Source organism: Comamonas testosteroni, from assembly GCF_030505195.1.
GTDB lineage: Bacteria > Pseudomonadota > Gammaproteobacteria > Burkholderiales > Burkholderiaceae_C > Comamonas > Comamonas testosteroni_G.
The window spans coordinates 493,639-511,670 of record NZ_CP129672.1 but is presented as its reverse complement, the minus strand read 5'-3'; the positions used below and the strand labels follow the sequence as shown (position 1 = coordinate 511,670).

Genomic DNA, 18,032 nt, shown 5'->3' with positions numbered 1-18,032 from the left:
AAAGCAATGTCTGATCAAAATAACGCAGCTCCCAAGAGCTTTTCGCACGAGAAGATCGAGACCAGCAACTTTTTGCTGATCGCGCTGACGCTGTTCGTGCTGACCATTGGTGGCCTGGTGGAAATCGTGCCGCTGTTCTTCCAGAAGTCCACGACCGAAGCAGTGGCGGGTCTCAAGCCCTACACCCCGTTGCAGCTGATGGGGCGCGACGTCTATCTGCGCGAGGGTTGCTACAACTGTCACTCGCAGATGATCCGCCCCTTCCGCGCCGAGACCATGCGCTATGGCCACTACTCGGTGGCTGGCGAGTTCGTGTACGACCACCCCTTCCAGTGGGGCTCCAAGCGTACCGGCCCCGACCTGCATCGTGTGGGCGGCAAGTACAGCGACGAATGGCATCGCATCCACCTGAACAACCCGCGTGACGTGGTGCCCGAGTCCAATATGCCTGCTTACTCCTGGCTGGAAGCCAACAAGGTGGATGACACGGCCGTGGCAACGCGCATGAGCGCGCTGCGCAAGGTGGGCGTGCCGTACACCGATGCGGAAATCGCCGGTGCTCAGGCCGAGGTCAAGGACAAGACAGAGATGGAGGCAGTGATTGCCTATCTGCAGGTCCTTGGTCGCGCCGTCAAGTAAGAGAGAAGGGGCTGGAAATGGATATCACCATCATGCGTATCGTGGCCACGCTGGCATCGCTGGCGTGTTTCGTGGGCATCTGGTGGTGGGCGTATGCCCGCCGCAACCAGGCCCGTTTTGACGAGGCAGCTCAGGTTCCATTCCTGGAAGACTGAGTCTGATCACCACAACGAGAACATCCCATGAGCGATTTCATTAACAATTTCTGGTCAGTGTATGTCGCGGCGATTACGCTGATTGGCATCTTTGGCTGCTTGCTGCTGCTGATTCTGGTGGCCAGCAAGAAGGTCGTTCCCTCGAGCGACAACACCACAGGCCATGTCTGGGACGAAGACCTGCGTGAACTCAACAACCCCATGCCCAAGTGGTGGATGGGTCTGTTCGTGATCACCGTGGTTTTCAGCTTGGGCTATCTTGTGGTCTACCCAGGTCTGGGCGGCTTCGGCGGCAAGCTGGACTGGAGCCAGACCGGCGCCTACGACAAGGAAATGGCCAAGGCCAAGGCGGACCTGGAGCCTCTGTACGCCAAGTTCACCAGCATGCCTACCGAAGAAATGGCCAAGGACCCTCAGGCCATGGCCATTGGCGAGCGTCTGTTCATGAACAACTGTGCGCAATGCCATGGCTCTGACGCTCGCGGCAGCAAGTCCTTCCCGAATCTGGCGGACGGCGACTGGTTGCATGGTGGATCTCCCGAGAAGATCAGGGAGACCATCACCAACGGCCGTATCGGCATCATGCCGCCCATGGCGGCAGCCGTGGGCTCGGCGGAAGATGTGCGCAATGTGGCGCACTATGTGCTGAGCCTGTCGGGCAGTCCTCACGATGCCGTCAAGGCTTCGCAAGGCAAGTCCAAGTTCGTGGCCTGTGCGGCTTGTCACGGCATGGACGGCAAGGGCAACCCTGCGCTGGGAGCGCCTAACCTGACCGATGACATCTGGCTGCATGGCTGGGGTGAGGCGGCAATCGTCAACATCGTCAACAACGGCAAGCACAATGAAATGCCTGCCCAGAAAGAGAAGTTGACGGAGGCGCAAATTGCCGTGTTGGCTTCCTATGTCTGGAGTCTTTCGAATACGCAAAACCAGAAGTAATGCGTTGTTAAGAGGCGGTGCCCTGGCACCGCCTTTTTCGCATTTCAATTTTCAGTAATTACAAAAACATTAAGGAACTGCGATGCCGTGCGATCAGGGGAAGCCCCGAAAAGTCATACCGATCACGCCTGAGCCTCATGCGGGCGGGCCTGAGTTGGTGCCTATGTTCGCTTCCGAGCAAAAAGTGTACTCACGCTCTATTAGTGGCGTGTTCTCACGGTGGCGCTGGGCCATGGTGTTTCTGACCCAGCTCGTCTTCTACGGCCTGCCCTGGCTGCAGTGGGGCGAGCGCCAGATGGTGCTGTTCGATTTGGAAGCCCGACGCTTCTATCTGTTCGGACTGGTGCTGTATCCGCAGGACTTCATCTATCTGACGGGGCTGCTGATCATCAGCGCGCTGGGGCTGTTTCTGTTTACCGCCGTGGCCGGGCGCCTGTGGTGTGGCTTCTCCTGTCCGCAGACGGTCTACACCGAGATCTTCATGTGGATCGAAAGCAAGGTCGAAGGCGATCGCAGTGCCCGCATGCGTATCGACAAGAACGGCTGGACGTTGGAGAAGATCTGGAAAAAGTCGTTCAAGCAGTTTCTCTGGATCGTTCTGTCTCTTTGGACAGGCTTCACCTTTGTCGGCTACTTCGTGCCCATCCGTGAGCTGGGTGTGCAGTTGATGGCCTTCCAGGGCAACTGGCAGATTTTCTGGGTGGCGTTCTACGGGTTCGCCACCTACGGCAACGCCGGCTACATGCGCGAGCAGGTCTGCAAGTACATGTGTCCCTATGCACGCTTTCAGAGTGCCATGTTCGACAAGGACACCATGATCGTCAGCTATGACGCTGAACGTGGTGAAGCTCGTGGCCCGCGCAAGAAAGACGTTGACTACAAGGCACAGGGCCTGGGGGACTGCATAGATTGCAAGCTTTGCGTTCAGGTCTGCCCCGTGGGCATCGATATCCGCAAGGGGCTGCAGTACGAGTGCATTGGCTGCGGTCTGTGCATCGATGCCTGCAACTCCGTGATGGACAAGATGGAGTATCCGCGCGGCCTGATCCGGCTGACCACTCAGAATGCCGTGTCCAAGGCCTGGAAGCAGGTACAGGTGATCCGCCGTATTTTCCGCCCCCGTGTGTTGATCTACGCGGCCGTGCTGGTGGCCCTCAGCGCCGCCATGATCGCCAGTCTGGTGCTGCGCGAGCCGCTCAAGGTCGACGTGATTCGAGACCGTGCTGCGCTTTCGCGCATCGTAGCGGGCGGCAAGCTGGAGAACGTCTACCGTCTGCAGATCATGAACGCCACGGAGTCCGAGCAGCGCTACCGTATCAGCGCCGTGGGCCTGGAGAATCTGGAAGTTGCATCCGAGCAGGAAGTGACCGTTGGCCCTGCCGAGACGCGCGGCATTGCCGTGCGGCTGCAAATTCCGTATGGCTCAGCAGCTCCCGGCTCGCACCCCGTACACTTCAATGTGGATGCAGTGACTGCCGGAGCAGGGCGTATTTCCGAGAAGACGGTGTTCCTGGTGCCGCGTTAATGCCATGTATTGCCGGTCTTCGTGAGCCATCACGGAGGCTGGACAAGGACACCGCCAATCGGCAACAATCCATGCCACCTTGCCCTATGTGCCTGGGTGGCCAGAATTTTGGAAAGAGGTTTCATCATGTCGGCAGCACAAGCCAAGGTCTCGCAAACGGCCAGGATCACCCACCCCGAGGACGGCAAGTCCTGGTGGAAGTTTGCCCATGTCTGGCTCATCATCGCCGGCCCGGTGATCGTGGTGATTGCCGGCTTTGTCACCGCATACATCGCACTGAGCAGGCCCGATCCCGTGATTGACCCTGACTACTACCGTCATGGCATTGAAATCAACCAACGCCTGAGCGAAAGTGAAAAAAGCATGGCCCCTGCAGTCACCGGTCGCAATCATGCGGCCACTCCAGTCAAGGACCATCCTCTGGATCGCTGAGCGCTCCGGTGCTTGCTCCGCCAAGGTCGCTTTTGCGGCCTTTTTTGTTGCCAATATCAAAATCAGAGCATGTTGCGCATGCTCCGTCTAAAGTTGATGCAGAAGTAAATGGTTTTTCATTATCCGGATGGCGCAAGGTGCTACTGAAAAGAGAGTGATTCAGGGTTTCCCGCCATGGTGCATGCCCGCAGTCCTGCGTGAGCGGTCATCACCTTTGTGCAAAATATGGTCAAGCCCACAGCCCAAGGAGAATCAGGATGGATGCTCGACGCTGGATGTGGATTGTCTGGCCGGCCTTTCTGGCGGCGGCAATCATGGAGATGGTGGTTTTTGCCTTTGTGGACCCGCTGGATCTGCACTGGCTTGGCTCCCCCCTGGGCTGGTCGCGCCAGGCCATCTATACGGTCGCCTTTTTTGCTTTCTGGGTCGTGACCCTGATGGGAGGAGCGATGACGGTGATGCTGGGGCGCTCCGTCAGCGATCTCAATGGAGGCATCGTTTCCGAGCCTCTGCCCGAGTAATTCGCCCAGATAAAAAAGCCCGCTGTCCGCGGGCTTTGTCTTGAGAGCGTCTGCTGACTCGGCTCAGCTCTGGCATTGCTGGCTGTTGACGATGCGTTTGAGCGCCTCGGTATCCAGAATGCGCAGGTGGCGCTGCCTGACTTCCACAATGCCTTCCTCTGCAAATTTGGAGAAAGTGCGGCTCACGGTCTCGAGCTTGAGGCCCAGATAACTGCCGATTTCTTCGCGCGTCATGCGCAGCACCAGCTCCGACTTGGAAAAGCCGCGTGCCGACAGACGCTGGACCAGATTCAACACAAAAGCCGCCAGGCGCTCTTCGGCACGCATGCTGCCCAGCAGCAGCATCACGCCATGCTCGCGCACGATTTCGCGGCTCATGACCTTGTGCACATGGTTCTGCAGCGCCGTGACCTCGCGCGAGAGCTGCTCCAGTTTGTCAAACGGCATGACACAGACCTCGGCGTCTTCCAGGGCCACGGCATCACAAGTGTGGTGGTCGTTGACGATACCGTCCAGACCAATGATTTCGCCCGCCATCTGAAAGCCTGTGACCTGATCGCGACCGTCTTCGGTCGCCACGCTGGTCTTGAAGAAGCCGGTTCGAATGGCATACAGAGAGGTGAACTCTTCGCCATTGCGAAACAGCAGCCCGCCGCGCTTGATCTTGCGGCGCGTGGCCACAACCTCTTCAATGCGCTCCATTTGTTCATCGTCCAGGCCCATGGGCATGCACAGTTCACGCAGATTGCAGTTGGAGCAGGATGCTTTGATGGTCTGAAGATTCATGGGCTTTTGCTACCGCGCAGACAGACACACAGTGGAGAGTCGCGCTGGTCATTGACCTCGTGGTTGAAGATGAGATGGATCAAATTGTCGCAGCACTTGCCTTGAGGTCTCTTGATTTTCATCAAGGACAGGATGATTGCCTTGGGGCACATTGCCAGTATTCGTTCCAAAACATGCGCTTTTGCCTATTTGGGGCATGATTTTCAGGATCTGATTTCCATTGAAATATGCTCTATACAGAGTGTGGGCGCACCCTAACTCCCAGTTATGACCGCAGTCACGCCTGAGTTGCTGAGCCGCTTTGATATCCCCGGCCCACGCTACACATCGTTCCCAACAGCCGACCGTTTTGTTGAGGCTTTTGGTGCAGACGACTACATACTGGCACTCAAGCAGCGCAGGACGCATTCTGGCTCGCGCGCTTTGCCCCTGTCCGTTTATGTGCATGTGCCTTTCTGTGAGTCGCTTTGCTATTACTGCGCCTGCAACAAGATCGTGACCAAGCATCATGAAAAGGCTGCCGAGTATCTGGACTACTTGGGCCGCGAGCTGGCCATGCATACCGAGCACTGCGGCAAAGGCCAGCTCGTAAGCCAGCTGCATCTGGGCGGAGGTACACCGACCTTCTTCAGCGATGCCGAGTTGCAGCAGCTGATGGTCTTGATGCGTGAGCATTTCAAACTGGATCCAGCGGGCGAGTACTCCATCGAGGTCGATCCGCGCACCGTCAGCAACGAGCGGCTCAGAGCTCTCAAAAACATGGGGTTCAATCGTCTGAGCTTTGGCGTGCAGGACTTTGACCCCGCGGTACAGAAAGCGGTGCACCGCGAGCAGCCCGCCGAGCAAGTCTTTGCGTTGGTGGTTGAGGCGCGCCGTCTGGGATTTGTCTCCATCAATGTGGACCTGATCTACGGGCTGCCCAGGCAGACGCCAGAGTCTTTTGCGCGCACGCTGGCACAGGTCAATGAGCTGCGCCCTGATCGCATTGCACTGTATGCCTATGCGCATTTGCCCGAGCGCTTCAAGCCGCAAAGGCGTATCGAATCGGCGGACCTGCCCATGGGACAGGACAAGCTGAACATGCTCTCCGGCGCCATCGATGCGTTCATGAATGGCGGCTATGTCTATGTGGGCATGGACCACTTTGCACTGCCTGACGACTCTCTGGCCATTGCCAAGCGCCAGGGGCGCTTGCATCGAAACTTTCAGGGCTATAGCACCCAGCCTGATTGCGATCTGATTGCACTGGGTGTATCGGCTATCGGCAAGGTGGGCGCGACCTACAGTCAGAACGTCAAGACTCTTGAAGAGTATTACGATGCCGTCGATGGCGGCATACTGCCCGTGCAGCGTGGACTGGCGCTTTCGCGTGACGATCTGGTGCGCAGAGCCGTCATCATGTCCATCATGTGTCAGGGCTCCGTCCTGTATGAGCCGATGGACCAGGCCTGGCTGATCAATTTCCGCGAGTACTTTGCTTCGGAGCTCGCCGCACTGGCGGAAATGCAGCGCAATGGCCTGGTTCAGCTATCCGACGAGGGCTTCAAGGTCACGGGCCTGGGCTGGTTTTTTGTGCGCGGAGTAGCCATGCTGTTTGATCGATATTTGCAGGCCGACCGAAACCGCGCGCGCTTTTCGCGCATCATCTAGCGCATGCTGTTTTCGCTGGTCTGGACCGCTTTGATCATGGGGCTCGTGGGTGGGCCCCATTGTCTTGTAATGTGCGCTGCTCCCTGCAGTGTGGTCACTGCAGCGAAGCCTGTCGGTGGCGGGCAGCCCGTTGCCGTGCACGGCCTGCAAAAACGCCAATGGCTGCGCACCAGCCTGTTTCATCTGGGTCGCATCGCTGCCTATGCCCTGCTGGGAGGGATCGCGGCCATGGCCATGGAAAGTCTGGCCTGGGTGACCAGTCAGACAACGGCATTGCAGAGACTTTGGATGCTGATGCATGTAGCGGTGATGGCCTGGGGGCTGGCCATGGTGGTGCAGGCGCGGCAACCAGCCTGGCTGGAGCGGGCGGGGCGTTCCGTCTGGGCCAGGGTTCAGCCCTGGGTCACAGCGCCGGGCGGCAGTCTGGCAGCTGGCTTTGCCTGGGCACTGATGCCTTGTGGTTTGCTGTATTCGGCGGTGTTGGTGGCGGCCTTGAGTGGCGGCGCTTGGCAAGGTGCTTTGTCCATGGCAGCCTTTGCCGTTGGTGGTGCACTGTGGCTGCTGGCGGGACCTTGGCTGTGGCAATTGGGACAGTCGCATGTCAATGCATTGCGGGCCAGGTGGGGCACCAGAGTCGCAGGTCTGATGCTGATAGGTGTTGCAAGTTGGGCTTTGTGGATGGATCTGGTCTACAAACCTGGCCTTTGGTGCCGATAAGTCACACAAGAGGGGATTGTTGACGCAGTTTGCATCCCAACAGACCCTAGTCATGGTTGAGCAGTCATGGAACTGCGGAATAATGTCTTATCTTGTGTGTAGCGCTCAAAGTGAATCGTTTCGTTGCTATTGATATCGGACAACTGTGTATTGGCATGTATGTCCATCTGGAGACTGGCTGGCTGCGCCATCCGTTTCCCGTCAGCAGCTTCAAGATTGTCAATGACGAGCAGTTGCAGACACTCAGGACCCTGAAGCTCAAGGCAGTTCAGGTCGATCTATCGAGAAGCGATCTGGAAGAGGCTGCAGCGTCTGCGGCTGCAGACCCTCAACTCGCTCCTGCCCCTCCCGAGAATGATGCGCATGCATGGCGTAACAGTATTTTGGGCGTGCAATCCAGGTTTCTGGGCGCAGTTTCCGTATTTGATGACGTGCAGGCCTTGTTGCCAGTCAACCCCGAGAAGGCGCGGACAACGACGGATATGCTGGTTGCGCAGCAAGTCGTCAAACTGGCGCAGGCTCGTGATCTGAGTTTGCATCTGCTCGCGGATACGGGGGGAGCCACCTTTGGCGTTCATGGTGTCAATGTCTCCGTACTGAGCCTGTTGTTGGGCAAGACGCTGGGCCTGTGCAATGACGTATTGCAGGATCTGGGCACGGCGGCCCTGTTGCATGACATCGGCAAGCCGGGGCTGGAGATTTCCGCATCGGCCAATGCACTGAATCAAGGCTCGGGCCGCACGCCTGTGCGAGAGACCGTGTATGCACGCCATGTCGGAGAGTCGGTGGCGTTGGCTCTGTCCATGGGCTATCCTCCTGCCGTCACGACGGCCATCGCCCAGCATCACGAATGGGCCGATGGGTCAGGCTTTCCACTGGGCTTGCTGGCCGCAGATATGGATATTGCCGGACAGATCCTGGCGCTGGTCAATAATTTTGAGCGCTTGTGCAATCTGCCACTGCAAGGCAACGAAATGACGCCTCATGAAGCCATGGCTGCACTGTATGGGCAGTATCGCCAGCGATATGCGCCCGATGTGCTCAAGGCATTCGTGCAGACCTTGGGGGTCTATCCGCCGGGCTCTTTGGTGGAGCTAAGCGATGGGCGGATGGGAGTGGTGGTGTCCGTCAACACCAGCCAGTCGCTCAAGCCGCAGGTGCTGACCTATGACATGCAGGCACCGCAGAAACTGCGGCTCGTAGATTTGCGTGAATATGTGGGTTTGGGTATTCGCCGAGGTTTGACGCGAAATCAGCTTTCTCGAAATGCGTTAGAAGCTTTACAGCCGCAGAGGCGTCTTTGCTACTTTTTTGACAGTTCTGCAGCACCTGCTGCCGAGAAAGATCTCGCGTGACGTTGCAGCAGAGTTTTCTGATCGACCCTCTGCTTGCCTCCATGCTCGATGGCTTGCAGGAGGCGGTCTGGCTGCTGGATGCGCAGACATTGCGTGTCGTGCATGCCAATGCAGCTAGCATGCAGCTCACGGGCTACACGCCCGAGCAGGCGCAGGAGCAGTATGTCGATGTGCTGTGTGCCTCCCTGGTGCAAAAAGCGTTCTGGCAGGATGCCTCAAACTGGGTGGGCGGGGCGAAATTTCTCACAGAAATTTGTACCGCCAATGGTTCACTGACGGCTGTGGAGATGGGGGTGGGCTCTATCGCCCTGAACCCGCGCTGGTTGATGCTCACGATGCTCGATCGCAGCGAGCAGTTGCGGCACGAGAGCGAACTGGACATGCTGCTTGCAGAGTTGCGGGCGACGCTTGAGTCCGCTGCAGATGGCATGCTGGTCTGTGATCTACGCGGCGGCATTCGTGCATTCAACCACCGTTTCGCGGAGCTGTGGCAACTACCCGAACCACTGCTCGTGCAGCGAGATGATGGGGCCATCTTTACCCACCTGGATGCACAGACCATCAGCAGCGAGAGTCAGTTCACTCTTTTGCAGGATGCGCAGGACCTGTCGGCTCCTGAAACCTCGGAGGTGCTGCAACTGCTCAGCGGCAGGGTTTTGGAGCGCCGCTCCGTGCCTCAGCTCAGTCGCGGTGTGGCGATAGGACGTATCTACTCCTATCGGGACATTACGGTGGAGTCCAGCTCGGCGACCGAACTGCGTCTGGCTGCAAGAGTGTTCGAGTCCAGCCTGGATGGCATCTTCATTGCAGATGCAAATGGAGTCATCGTTCAGGTCAACCCGGCTGGCGTGCAGTTGCTGCATGGCAAGGCGGTGCTGGGGCTCGCCGCCTGGACTTTGTTCGAGTCTGAGGGGGGGGCTGTGTCCGACCTGATGGAGCTGGCCGCTGCGCGCTGGGATGTGGGCAGCTTCTGGGAGGGCAATCTTTGGCTCAAGCAAAGTGAAGGTCAGCGCTGCGCGGTCTGGCTGTCCTGGGTGGCATTGCGTGACGGCTATGGGCGTCTGGTACAAAGCATTGGCTTTATGCGCGACATGACCATGCAGCGCAGTGCGCAAAAGCAGATTGAGCAGCTGGCTTACAGTGATGCGTTGACAGGGCTTCCCAATCGCCTGAGTTTGAGTCGTCACGTGCAAGCGGCCATCACTGCTGCGCGCTTCACACAGCAGCCGTTCAGCATTCTGTTTCTTGATCTGGACCGTTTCAAGATCATCAACGATTCACTGGGCCATGACTTCGGCGACCGGGTGCTCAAGCTGGTTGCTCAGCGGCTGAGCGGACTGCTGCGCCCTGCCGATGTGTTGTGCCGTCAGGGCGGGGACGAATTTGTTCTCTATCTGCATGATTGCACGGGGGAAGGGGCTTCGGCCGTGGCTGCCCGTATTCTGGACGAAATGCGCCAGCCCTTCATGCTTGACGGTCTGGGCTTTTCCGTTCAGTGCAGCATTGGGGCTGCGCAATTTCCGGCAGATGGTTTGACGCTGGACGAGCTGATTCGTCAGGCCGATATCGCCATGTATCGCGTCAAGGAGCGCGGACGCGGCAATTTCAGCTTCTATCAGCCGCAAATGAGTGCGGGTCTGCTCTCGCGCATGAAGCTGGAACATGCCATGCGCCAGGCCCTGGACAAAGGGCATATGGCCGTGCACTTTCAGCCACAGGTACATATCCGTTCGGGTCGCATCGTGGCGGCAGAGGCTTTGCTTCGATGGACGGACCCCGAACTGGGGGTGATCTCTCCTGCAGCCTTCATTCCCTTGGCGGAGGAGTCCGGCTATGTGGTTGCTCTGGATGCCTGGGTGCTGGAGCAATCAGTACAGGAGGCTGCGCGCTGGCTGGCTATGGACATGCCCGTCAAGGTATCGGTGAATGTCTCCGCGCTGGAGTTCAGGCAGCCGGACTTTGTGGATCGCCTCAAATATGTGCTGGACGCCAGCGGCTTGCCGGCACAGTGGCTGGAGCTGGAGCTGACCGAGAGCATTTTGCTGCAGGAGGCGCAGGAAATGGCTTTGCGCGTCCACCAGATCGCAGAGCTGGGTGTGGGTCTGGTCATTGACGATTTCGGTACCGGCTATTCGAGCTTGGCTTATTTGAAAAAACTGCCGATCTCCAAGATCAAGATCGACCAGAGTTTTGTGCGCGGCCTGCCGCATGATGCGGGAGACAAGGCCATTGTGGGCGCCATCATCAGCATGGGGCAGGCATTGGGCGTGGAACTTGTGGCGGAAGGTGTGGAAACGCAGGAACAATGCCAGGCAATTGAGCAGTTACAAGGCGACTACTTTCAGGGCTATCTGTGCTCGCCAGCCCTGCCTGCGGAGCAATTCCGCAAGCGTCTGGAGCAGAGCGCATCCGAGCAGGAGCCGAGAGTTCAGCCGTATTCGCCGGATGACGATGTCAGCGGTATTCATATTGCAGGTCTGCAATAGTCTGAGGGCATGCTTTTTTGCTAGGTTTCCTATCGTCTGATTTGACGATGCGCAGTTTCTGAGGACTCAGCAAAATCAAGGCATTTCTTGGGCCGACTTCCGGGTGCGTGCATGAATGAAGAACGCGCGCAGAGTTGAGTATCTGTGCGGTATTTGATGGGCCGGATTTTTTGAGACAGCAAATGCCCAAAGGCGATTACGCAACTTTTGATTTCTACAACTATCGCTCGGATGCTCTTGAGGCCGTCGCCAGCTTCCCCGTTCCGTATGCTGTGGAGCCTGAGGCAGCTTCTTCGCTACAGCCGGCATCGGTCATCAGTACTGAAGCCTTGAGTCAACTGATTACTGTGCTGTACGAGTCAGCCATGGACCCGCAGAACTGGAAGGTATTTCTGGAGCTGCTGCGCTCAAGCGCCAATGGCAACTACGCCTCGCTCGTGGTGCGGGACCCTCATGGTGAGAATGTGGGCTGGGTAATTTCAGCAACGGGCGGTCGCTCCGAAGTCATTCCTTACGACCCTTATGCGCAATGGAGTCCGTTTCTCGGTATCGTCAAGGACAAGGTGCTCACCCTGTTGGATGTGATGACAGAGGCCGAATGGCATTCCTGCCGCTACTACACCGACTGGTGCAAGGGGGTGGACATCGAACACATTCTGGCCGTGGATGTCATGACCGATAACGGCTGCTCCTATGGTTGGCGCATCACGCGGCCAGCGGCGGCGGGAGTATTCGAGTCAACACATCAGGACGTGGTGCGCATGTTGGTGCCGCACCTCAAGCGGGTGTTGAACATGCAGCTGAATCTGCATCGTGACCGGCAGGTCATATCGCTATACGGGCGTGCCACCGCGCAGCTGATGATGGGCGTGGTCATTCTCGATCAGACGGGGAAAATGATAGAGGCCAACCCAGCAGCCACTACCATTTTGAATGTGGGTGATGGAATACGGGTCAACAACGGTGCGCTCGAGGCCGTCTATGCCAATGACAATCGCCGGCTGCAGCGTCTGATCCGCGATGCCTTGCTTTCTCCCACGCTGGAGAGCGTCGCCATGACCGAGGGCATGTCCATCACTCGCCAGTCCGGTCAACTCAACTGGGGAGTGGTGGTGCAAAGCATCTCTCCCGACGAATGGACCGAAGGCAAGCAGCGTCCCAGCGTAGCGGTTTTTCTGCGCGATACGACGGGCAAGGCAGAGCCGCCCGTCAAGCTCACACAACAGCTTTTCCATCTGACTCCTGCGGAGACAGCAGTAGCCACACATCTGAGCAACGGCATGTCTTTGGAGGAGGCGGCTGAGGCGCTGGGTATCAAACCCAATACTGCCCGCGCCCATTTGCGCTCCATCTTCTCCAAGACCGGGGTCCGTCGTCAGACCGAACTGGTAAGACTCTTTCTCAACAGCGTGGCCTGGTTGGGCAATCATTGATTCTAGCCTGGGAAACAGGCAAAAAAGCCCGCCTTGCGGGCTGTTTCTTGTGCCTGGTTGGAAGCTGTTGCAAGCATTGTGCTTGCAGCTGTCGTGGCCTCGTGGTTATTGGGGTCGCAGTCATGACGTTTGAAGTGCCCATTCACTGACTAGGCTCATGCATTAAAGGTCGGCACTATCACTGCGGAGACGCAGTCTGCAAGGTTGAAACCCGCTTTGAATGCGAAGGCAAGCGCGCCACCGGCGCCTGGAGCTGTCGACTGTTGATCGCAGTCTTTCAGTTGGTCGCTTAGTACGCTTGCTGCAGAGGCGAGAGCATCGAGCACTGTCGGCCCAGTTGCCTGCGAAGGCTACATGCAGGGGAACAGGGGGCAGTTGTTTGCAATGCATTGCGGCATGGTCAAGGGCCTTGCTTTCCATTTCGGCTCCTTGCATGAAACAAGCGCCCGACGGGCCGGGGTACTTGTGGACAGTGGCTTCAGGGCGGGACTCGTCTCTGGTCTTCTGGAAAGCTGGAAGGGATGGATGCATGGCAGCTGCTGCGGCGCCTGCCAGATTGAGTGGTGATCACAGGGCTCCAGAAAGCAAAAGGAAAATAGCGGATGGCTATTGGTAAACTGTCACTGATTAATCCAGTGAGGCATGTATGGATCGAATGGATGCCAGTGCAACGTATGAAATGAGCCCACGCAGGGTTGTGTTTGAGTACAGGACCAACGGTGAGGCTCGATCGGCTGCTATCAGTGGCGATGCGCTTGAGCGCCTGACGAGAGCCAAGGAACTTGCTGGAGCGGGACAGAACCTGGCGGCGTACAGAACCCATTGGCAAGCAATTCATGGGCTGGCTGCGACAAAGCATGATCAAGGCCAGGGCCCTGTCGTCATTCGCGTCGGTGATATTCAAGCTCGATAGAGTGATGTGGGTCCTGTGCCAGGCTCCCTGTGCTCGTGATGGAGCCGGACGGCGACCTTTCTGATTTCCTGAATCTGAACGTCAAGCCATTCGGCCTTGGCGGCCCGCTCTGTACGTTACGAAGGGGCTGTAAAGGGTATGGGGTTTGCTCAATGGTGCAGTGCGCATGGCGTTCTTGGAAGCCAAAAGCTCGCTCGATGGCGAGCCTGTTTGTTGCTTGAAGTGGCTTGTCAGAGCCCACTCTGGTGGCTCACGGCTGCAGTGCAGTTAATTCATGTTGGGCGTCGTGGCGTTGGCAGGTGGCCGCCGTCGACGTAGATGTGCTGACCGGTGATCCATTCGCCTTGGTCGCTGCACAGGAATGCGACCAAGTGGGCGATATCTTCGCCGGTACCTGCTCGACCCAGGGAGATGTAGCCGGCGATCATGTCGTCCCACACTTTGCCGCGAGGCACATCATCCAGGCGACTTGTTTCCACAATGCCTGGAGCCACGACATTCACGCGAATCTTCTTGGGGCCAAGCTCTCGCGCCATGATGGTGCTCAGGCCATTGATGGCCACCTTGGTGGTGGCATAGGCGCCAGTGTCCGGTGCCAGCAGCTGCGCTGCCAGCGATGAAATATTGATGATGGCGCCGCCTTCTCCCTGTGCCCCCATTTGTTTTGCGAACGCGCGAGACATATAGAAGGTTCCGTTCAGGTTGACATTCATCACCCTATGCCATGTATCGATGGGTAGCTCCGTCACCGGGGTGCGGTCGTCGCCGCGGGTTGCCCCCGCGTTGTTGATCAGAAAATCCACGCGCCCCAATTTTGCAATCGTGCGTGCAAGCAGTGCGTCGATGGACTCTGGGTTGCTGACGTCGGAAACTACAGGCAGTGCGCGGCGCCCGAGCTGGCGGATTTCATCTGCCACCGATTCGATATCGCGCCAATGCGCCTCGCGCTCATCTTCCGGATAGGTTTTGGGGGCGCGGCCTGTGCCCGTCAAGACAACATCACAACCCGCCTGCGCCAATGCCAGTGCAATGGGCCGACCGATGCTGCGCATCCGGCCAGCACCGGTGACCACGGCCACTTTGCCTTCAAAACCAGTCAACGTATACGACATGCCACTTCCTTAAGATAGGTTCCCGGAACATTCAGACGCATCAAGATTCTTCGGTCTGACTTGAGGCTCATGCACTCCAATCTGTGCATCTAGGACGATGCAGCCGTTGAAGATCGAACAACTCATTAGCCGAATTCTTGGAGTGGCGCCGCTGAGGAAAATCGTCTGATGAGACTAGGGATACGCGCCCATTGAAGGGTTCCTGCTTGCTTGTCAGTCAGCGGACTTTTGGCGTGCTGGGTGCAATTGGATGATCCCGATACGCCTTTTGTGTCAGAGCAGTGGCAGCACAGACGCAGGGTGGATCGACTGCCAGCATGGGCTGGAGCAGCGCTCTCCAGAAAGAAAAAAACCCGCTCAGTGCGGGTTTGGATCGGAGCCAGTCAAGCGCGGCGAAGTGCTCAGATGCCTTGAAATTTGAAAGGCGGCGACACTTTGAATTGTTGGGTTGCATCTCCTGAGTAAGTGTGATTTTGGTCCGGTCCCAGGTCGATCTTCATTACCTTGCCTTTTTCCTTGCTGAAGTCCAGTGCCTTCAGATCCACCCAGAATGTGTTGGGCGTCAGCGCCGACTCAAAGAAATACAGCTTGCGCTCGTGGTCAAACACGGTGCGCCAGCGGGTGGAGGAGATATTGGGCTCTTCCGGGGTATTAAGGCCGTATGGCACGGAGGCATTGCGGATCACGCTGAAGACGCTGGCCAGTGCCTTGTTCGGGCTTTGATCCTTGGGTATGGCGTTGACGTAGAACGAAGCGCGGGCGAAGCGGTCTGCAGCACGGTTGGTACCGGGCAGCATGGTGGTGCCCCCAATCTGCTTCCAGTAGGTATTGAGCGCCAGTTGCTGGTCGTAGGTCGGCGAGTTTGTCATGACCTGATATTGGCGACCATGATGAATGACTTGCTTGCCACCGATGTACTCCACAATCGCGCTATCACCGCTGGCATCGGAGATGGAGAGGTGCACGGTGGTCAGCCGATTCTCGCCAGGCATGGCGTCGGATACCAGGGTGAATGGTTCTTTGCTCAGGGCAGCCACAGCTTGCTGCACAGTCGCAAAGTTGTCCAGCACATATTGGGCCCAGGCAGCGATCGACAGACCCGGCTTGCTATCGGCACCAAATGCAGGATATTGCGACTCGACGAGCCACAGAAGGTTGGCATTCAGGCCGGCTTCGTTGACGCCGTCGGTGGTGGAAATGTCATAGCCCGAGGTGATGACGCTGCCGTACTTTGACGTCCAGCGCACGGTGTTGGGGCCGGTTTCGCCGGTGCGCTGCATGCCTCGCGGCAGGACCCAGAGGTTGCTGACGATGTCACTCTTCCAGTCCATGGATCGTGCAGTGATCACGTGGCCGTTGGCGCCTTGAAATACCAGCCGTGTGCATGCCCAGGAACTGGACACCGCAGCAAGACCTGAAACTCCCAGCACAAAAGCAGCCACATGAGGGCGGATACATGGCATGTTCATCTTCATTAGTGCCTCCACGGTTAAAAAATGTGAATGGCGCCAAGCATGCCACATGCATCGGTAGTGAGATATTGATCAAGCTCCAGCGGCATGGATGCTAGGCTATAAACATTCAAACTGCCTCAGTACCCGCTCTTGCAAGAAATCAGACGCGGAAGCTTGCCTTTGGCAATGGCACCACCGGTATGAAGCTGCGATCGTCCAGGCTCTCCGCGTCCATGGCCGTGTCGACAAGCCCAATGTTCTTGATCGCAGTCGGTAGATGGCGGGAATGACCATCCCCAAGGACGTGATCTGACGGTTCAGCCCCTTGGCTAGCTAAAAATTTGAACTAGGCGAGAACTACGCGATTGCGTCCAGCGGCCTTGCCTTGATACATGGCAGCATCAGCGCGCGAGATGAGGGCTTCTGCGGTTTCTCCCTGTCGATACTGAGTCGCACCCAGCGTACATGTCACTCGCAGATCTTTGTGCACTAACTGTGCCCACGGGAGTGCTTCTGTGCTTTCGCGAATTCTTTCGAGCAGCACTCCTGCCTGGGACAGTTGCGTGTCACAGAGCACCAGAAGAAATTCTTCTCCACCGTAACGACTAGCGCAATCGGTTGCACGAATCTCCGAAGACAGAAGTTGTCCAAAGGCCCGAAGCACTTGATCTCCTCCTTCGTGACCGTAACGGTCATTGACCTGTTTGAAGAAGTCAATGTCAAGCATTGCGATGCAAAACGGGGTGTCTCTGCGTTGAGCTGCATGAATACATTGCTGCAGTCGATCCATGACCCCTCGGCGGTTTGCCAGTCCCGTCAAGTCATCGTTGCGCACCAAGTTTTCAATCTGCTTCAGCGCGACGGCCAGCTTTTCATTACTCGCACTGAGTCGATATTGCATGCTGCGAAAGTAGGTGACCAGGACGCTGCATCGGACGACCGCTCCGAGCATGACACCGACAGTGAGGAACTGCCCGATGAGGGTATCGGTGGTCATGCGCATCTGTGGCCCTACCCAATAAATGGCCAGCGCAATTGCAATGAGCGTGCAACTCCAGGTCATCCAAAAACTTGTACGCCGCGGCGCAAGAAAGCCGTCGGTACTGAAGACCAGAAGCATAACCAGTGCCTGGAACGCAACCTGAGGAGCAGCGACAAGCAGGCCCAGTACCCCTGTAACCGCGACCAGTTGGTGCCAGAAGAACAAGCCGGGGTCACTCTGAGTCTGACTCCAGCCGCTGGCGTAGGCCCAGGTGATGAAGGCCATACCTGCGCCTATCCAGAGTCCATATAGCAGCACTGCATGCAACGGCACGTAGCCTGCCCAGTGGTGGCCGAGGAATAGCAGGAAGGCATATAGATGGCTCAATAGGACCGAAGCGTGCAACTGCCATGTGCGCTTACGCCAGCGTTCGAAATGCCGAGTTTCATCGGCAAGAGGCGATGAAGACTTTGGGCCCCACAAAGGTGGTCCGCGTGTTTTTTCAGGGGAGTAAGCCATTGCGGGTTAATGGTCGCTAAAGTGCAAAGTGCGATCGGTTGTTGCAAATAACAGTTTGCCCGAATTCTGGCTCTGGAAGATTACGGCGAGTGAGCTGACAAAGCTCGGATTGAACTGACAGCTATCGGGGTATCAGGCAATGCGACTCAGAGCCATTGGAAGGCTATATCGGTAGAAGTGTTTCCTGGCGCTTTTAACCCGATATGACGACCTACGACACTGCGGTAAATGTTAATTCTCTTGAACATTGCGCTCCAGAAACAAAAAAAGCCTGGTTGATCCGGGCTGGTGTACTAATTGGGTAGGCAAAACGGAAGTTCAACAAGAACTTATATGAGGCACGCGCGGAAAAACTAGCCTGCAAGGCTCCACATTCTTAAGGAGTTACTATGAAGGCGCTACTTTTGATCGCGG

15 protein-coding genes are annotated in these 18,032 nt (G+C 57.3%); 11 read left to right on the top strand and 4 right to left on the bottom strand.

What is annotated here, in order from left to right:
- Window positions 1-6: 6 nt before the first annotated feature.
- The 6 genes from ccoO to QYQ99_RS02220 all read left to right on the top strand — a co-directional run bounded on the left by ccoO (window position 7) and on the right by QYQ99_RS02220 (window position 4,211).
- Entirely contained in the window at window positions 7-639 is a 633-nt protein-coding gene (gene ccoO, locus QYQ99_RS02245; RefSeq protein WP_182286652.1) for a cytochrome-c oxidase, cbb3-type subunit II, read from the top strand.
- Between the two features lie 17 nt (window positions 640-656).
- Window positions 657-794: a cbb3-type cytochrome oxidase subunit 3 gene (locus QYQ99_RS02240; RefSeq protein WP_302091237.1), complete on the top strand. Its 138-nt coding sequence runs from the start codon at window positions 657-659 to the stop codon at window positions 792-794.
- A gap of 27 nt (window positions 795-821) precedes the next feature.
- A complete protein-coding gene (gene ccoP, locus QYQ99_RS02235; RefSeq protein WP_302091236.1) occupies window positions 822-1,733 on the top strand; it encodes a cytochrome-c oxidase, cbb3-type subunit III in 912 nt (303 codons plus the stop codon).
- 82 nt (window positions 1,734-1,815) lie between these two features.
- The gene (gene ccoG, locus QYQ99_RS02230) at window positions 1,816-3,258 is read left to right on the top strand and encodes a cytochrome c oxidase accessory protein CcoG (RefSeq protein WP_302091235.1); all 1,443 of its coding nucleotides are present in this window, start codon (window positions 1,816-1,818) and stop codon (window positions 3,256-3,258) included.
- A 126-nt stretch (window positions 3,259-3,384) separates the two neighbouring features.
- Window positions 3,385-3,690 (top strand): FixH family protein, encoded by a 306-nt coding sequence (locus QYQ99_RS02225; RefSeq protein WP_302091234.1) that lies wholly within the window; start codon window positions 3,385-3,387, stop codon window positions 3,688-3,690.
- A 257-nt stretch (window positions 3,691-3,947) separates the two neighbouring features.
- Entirely contained in the window at window positions 3,948-4,211 is a 264-nt protein-coding gene (locus tag QYQ99_RS02220) for a hypothetical protein (RefSeq protein ID WP_302091233.1), read from the top strand.
- A gap of 63 nt (window positions 4,212-4,274) precedes the next feature.
- Here the strand turns inward: QYQ99_RS02220 and fnr are convergent, their stop codons facing one another.
- Window positions 4,275-4,997, bottom strand: coding sequence for a fumarate/nitrate reduction transcriptional regulator Fnr (gene fnr / locus QYQ99_RS02215; protein WP_302091232.1), 723 nt, complete (start codon window positions 4,995-4,997; stop codon window positions 4,275-4,277).
- A 267-nt stretch (window positions 4,998-5,264) separates the two neighbouring features.
- Between fnr and hemN the strand changes: the two genes are divergently transcribed.
- The 5 genes from hemN to QYQ99_RS02190 all read left to right on the top strand — a co-directional run bounded on the left by hemN (window position 5,265) and on the right by QYQ99_RS02190 (window position 12,638).
- Window positions 5,265-6,647: an oxygen-independent coproporphyrinogen III oxidase gene (hemN, locus tag QYQ99_RS02210; RefSeq protein ID WP_302091231.1), complete on the top strand. Its 1,383-nt coding sequence runs from the start codon at window positions 5,265-5,267 to the stop codon at window positions 6,645-6,647.
- 3 nt (window positions 6,648-6,650) lie between these two features.
- On the top strand, window positions 6,651-7,364 hold the full coding sequence (locus tag QYQ99_RS02205) for a sulfite exporter TauE/SafE family protein (RefSeq protein ID WP_302091230.1): 714 nt from the start codon (window positions 6,651-6,653) through the stop codon (window positions 7,362-7,364).
- A gap of 110 nt (window positions 7,365-7,474) precedes the next feature.
- Window positions 7,475-8,719: an HD-GYP domain-containing protein gene (locus QYQ99_RS02200; RefSeq protein WP_302091229.1), complete on the top strand. Its 1,245-nt coding sequence runs from the start codon at window positions 7,475-7,477 to the stop codon at window positions 8,717-8,719.
- Complete coding sequence (locus QYQ99_RS02195) at window positions 8,716-11,205, top strand: sensor domain-containing protein (protein ID WP_302091228.1); 2,490 nt, start codon at window positions 8,716-8,718, stop codon at window positions 11,203-11,205. Before QYQ99_RS02200 ends, QYQ99_RS02195 begins: the two co-directional genes overlap by 4 nt.
- Before the next feature lie 182 nt (window positions 11,206-11,387).
- Entirely contained in the window at window positions 11,388-12,638 is a 1,251-nt protein-coding gene (locus QYQ99_RS02190; protein WP_302091227.1) for a helix-turn-helix transcriptional regulator, read from the top strand.
- A gap of 1,185 nt (window positions 12,639-13,823) precedes the next feature.
- Here the strand turns inward: QYQ99_RS02190 and QYQ99_RS02180 are convergent.
- The 3 genes from QYQ99_RS02180 to QYQ99_RS02170 form a co-directional block, all read right to left on the bottom strand.
- On the bottom strand, window positions 13,824-14,663 hold the full coding sequence (locus QYQ99_RS02180; RefSeq protein WP_302091226.1) for an SDR family NAD(P)-dependent oxidoreductase: 840 nt from the start codon (window positions 14,661-14,663) through the stop codon (window positions 13,824-13,826).
- Window positions 14,664-15,064: 401 nt separating this feature from the next.
- Window positions 15,065-16,138 carry a linear amide C-N hydrolase gene (locus tag QYQ99_RS02175; protein ID WP_302091225.1) on the bottom strand — a complete coding sequence of 358 codons (1,074 nt, stop codon included), beginning with the start codon at window positions 16,136-16,138 and terminating at the stop codon, window positions 15,065-15,067.
- Window positions 16,139-16,463: 325 nt separating this feature from the next.
- On the bottom strand, window positions 16,464-17,384 hold the full coding sequence (locus tag QYQ99_RS02170; RefSeq protein ID WP_302091224.1) for a GGDEF domain-containing protein: 921 nt from the start codon (window positions 17,382-17,384) through the stop codon (window positions 16,464-16,466).
- Window positions 17,385-18,032: the final 648 nt, after the last annotated feature.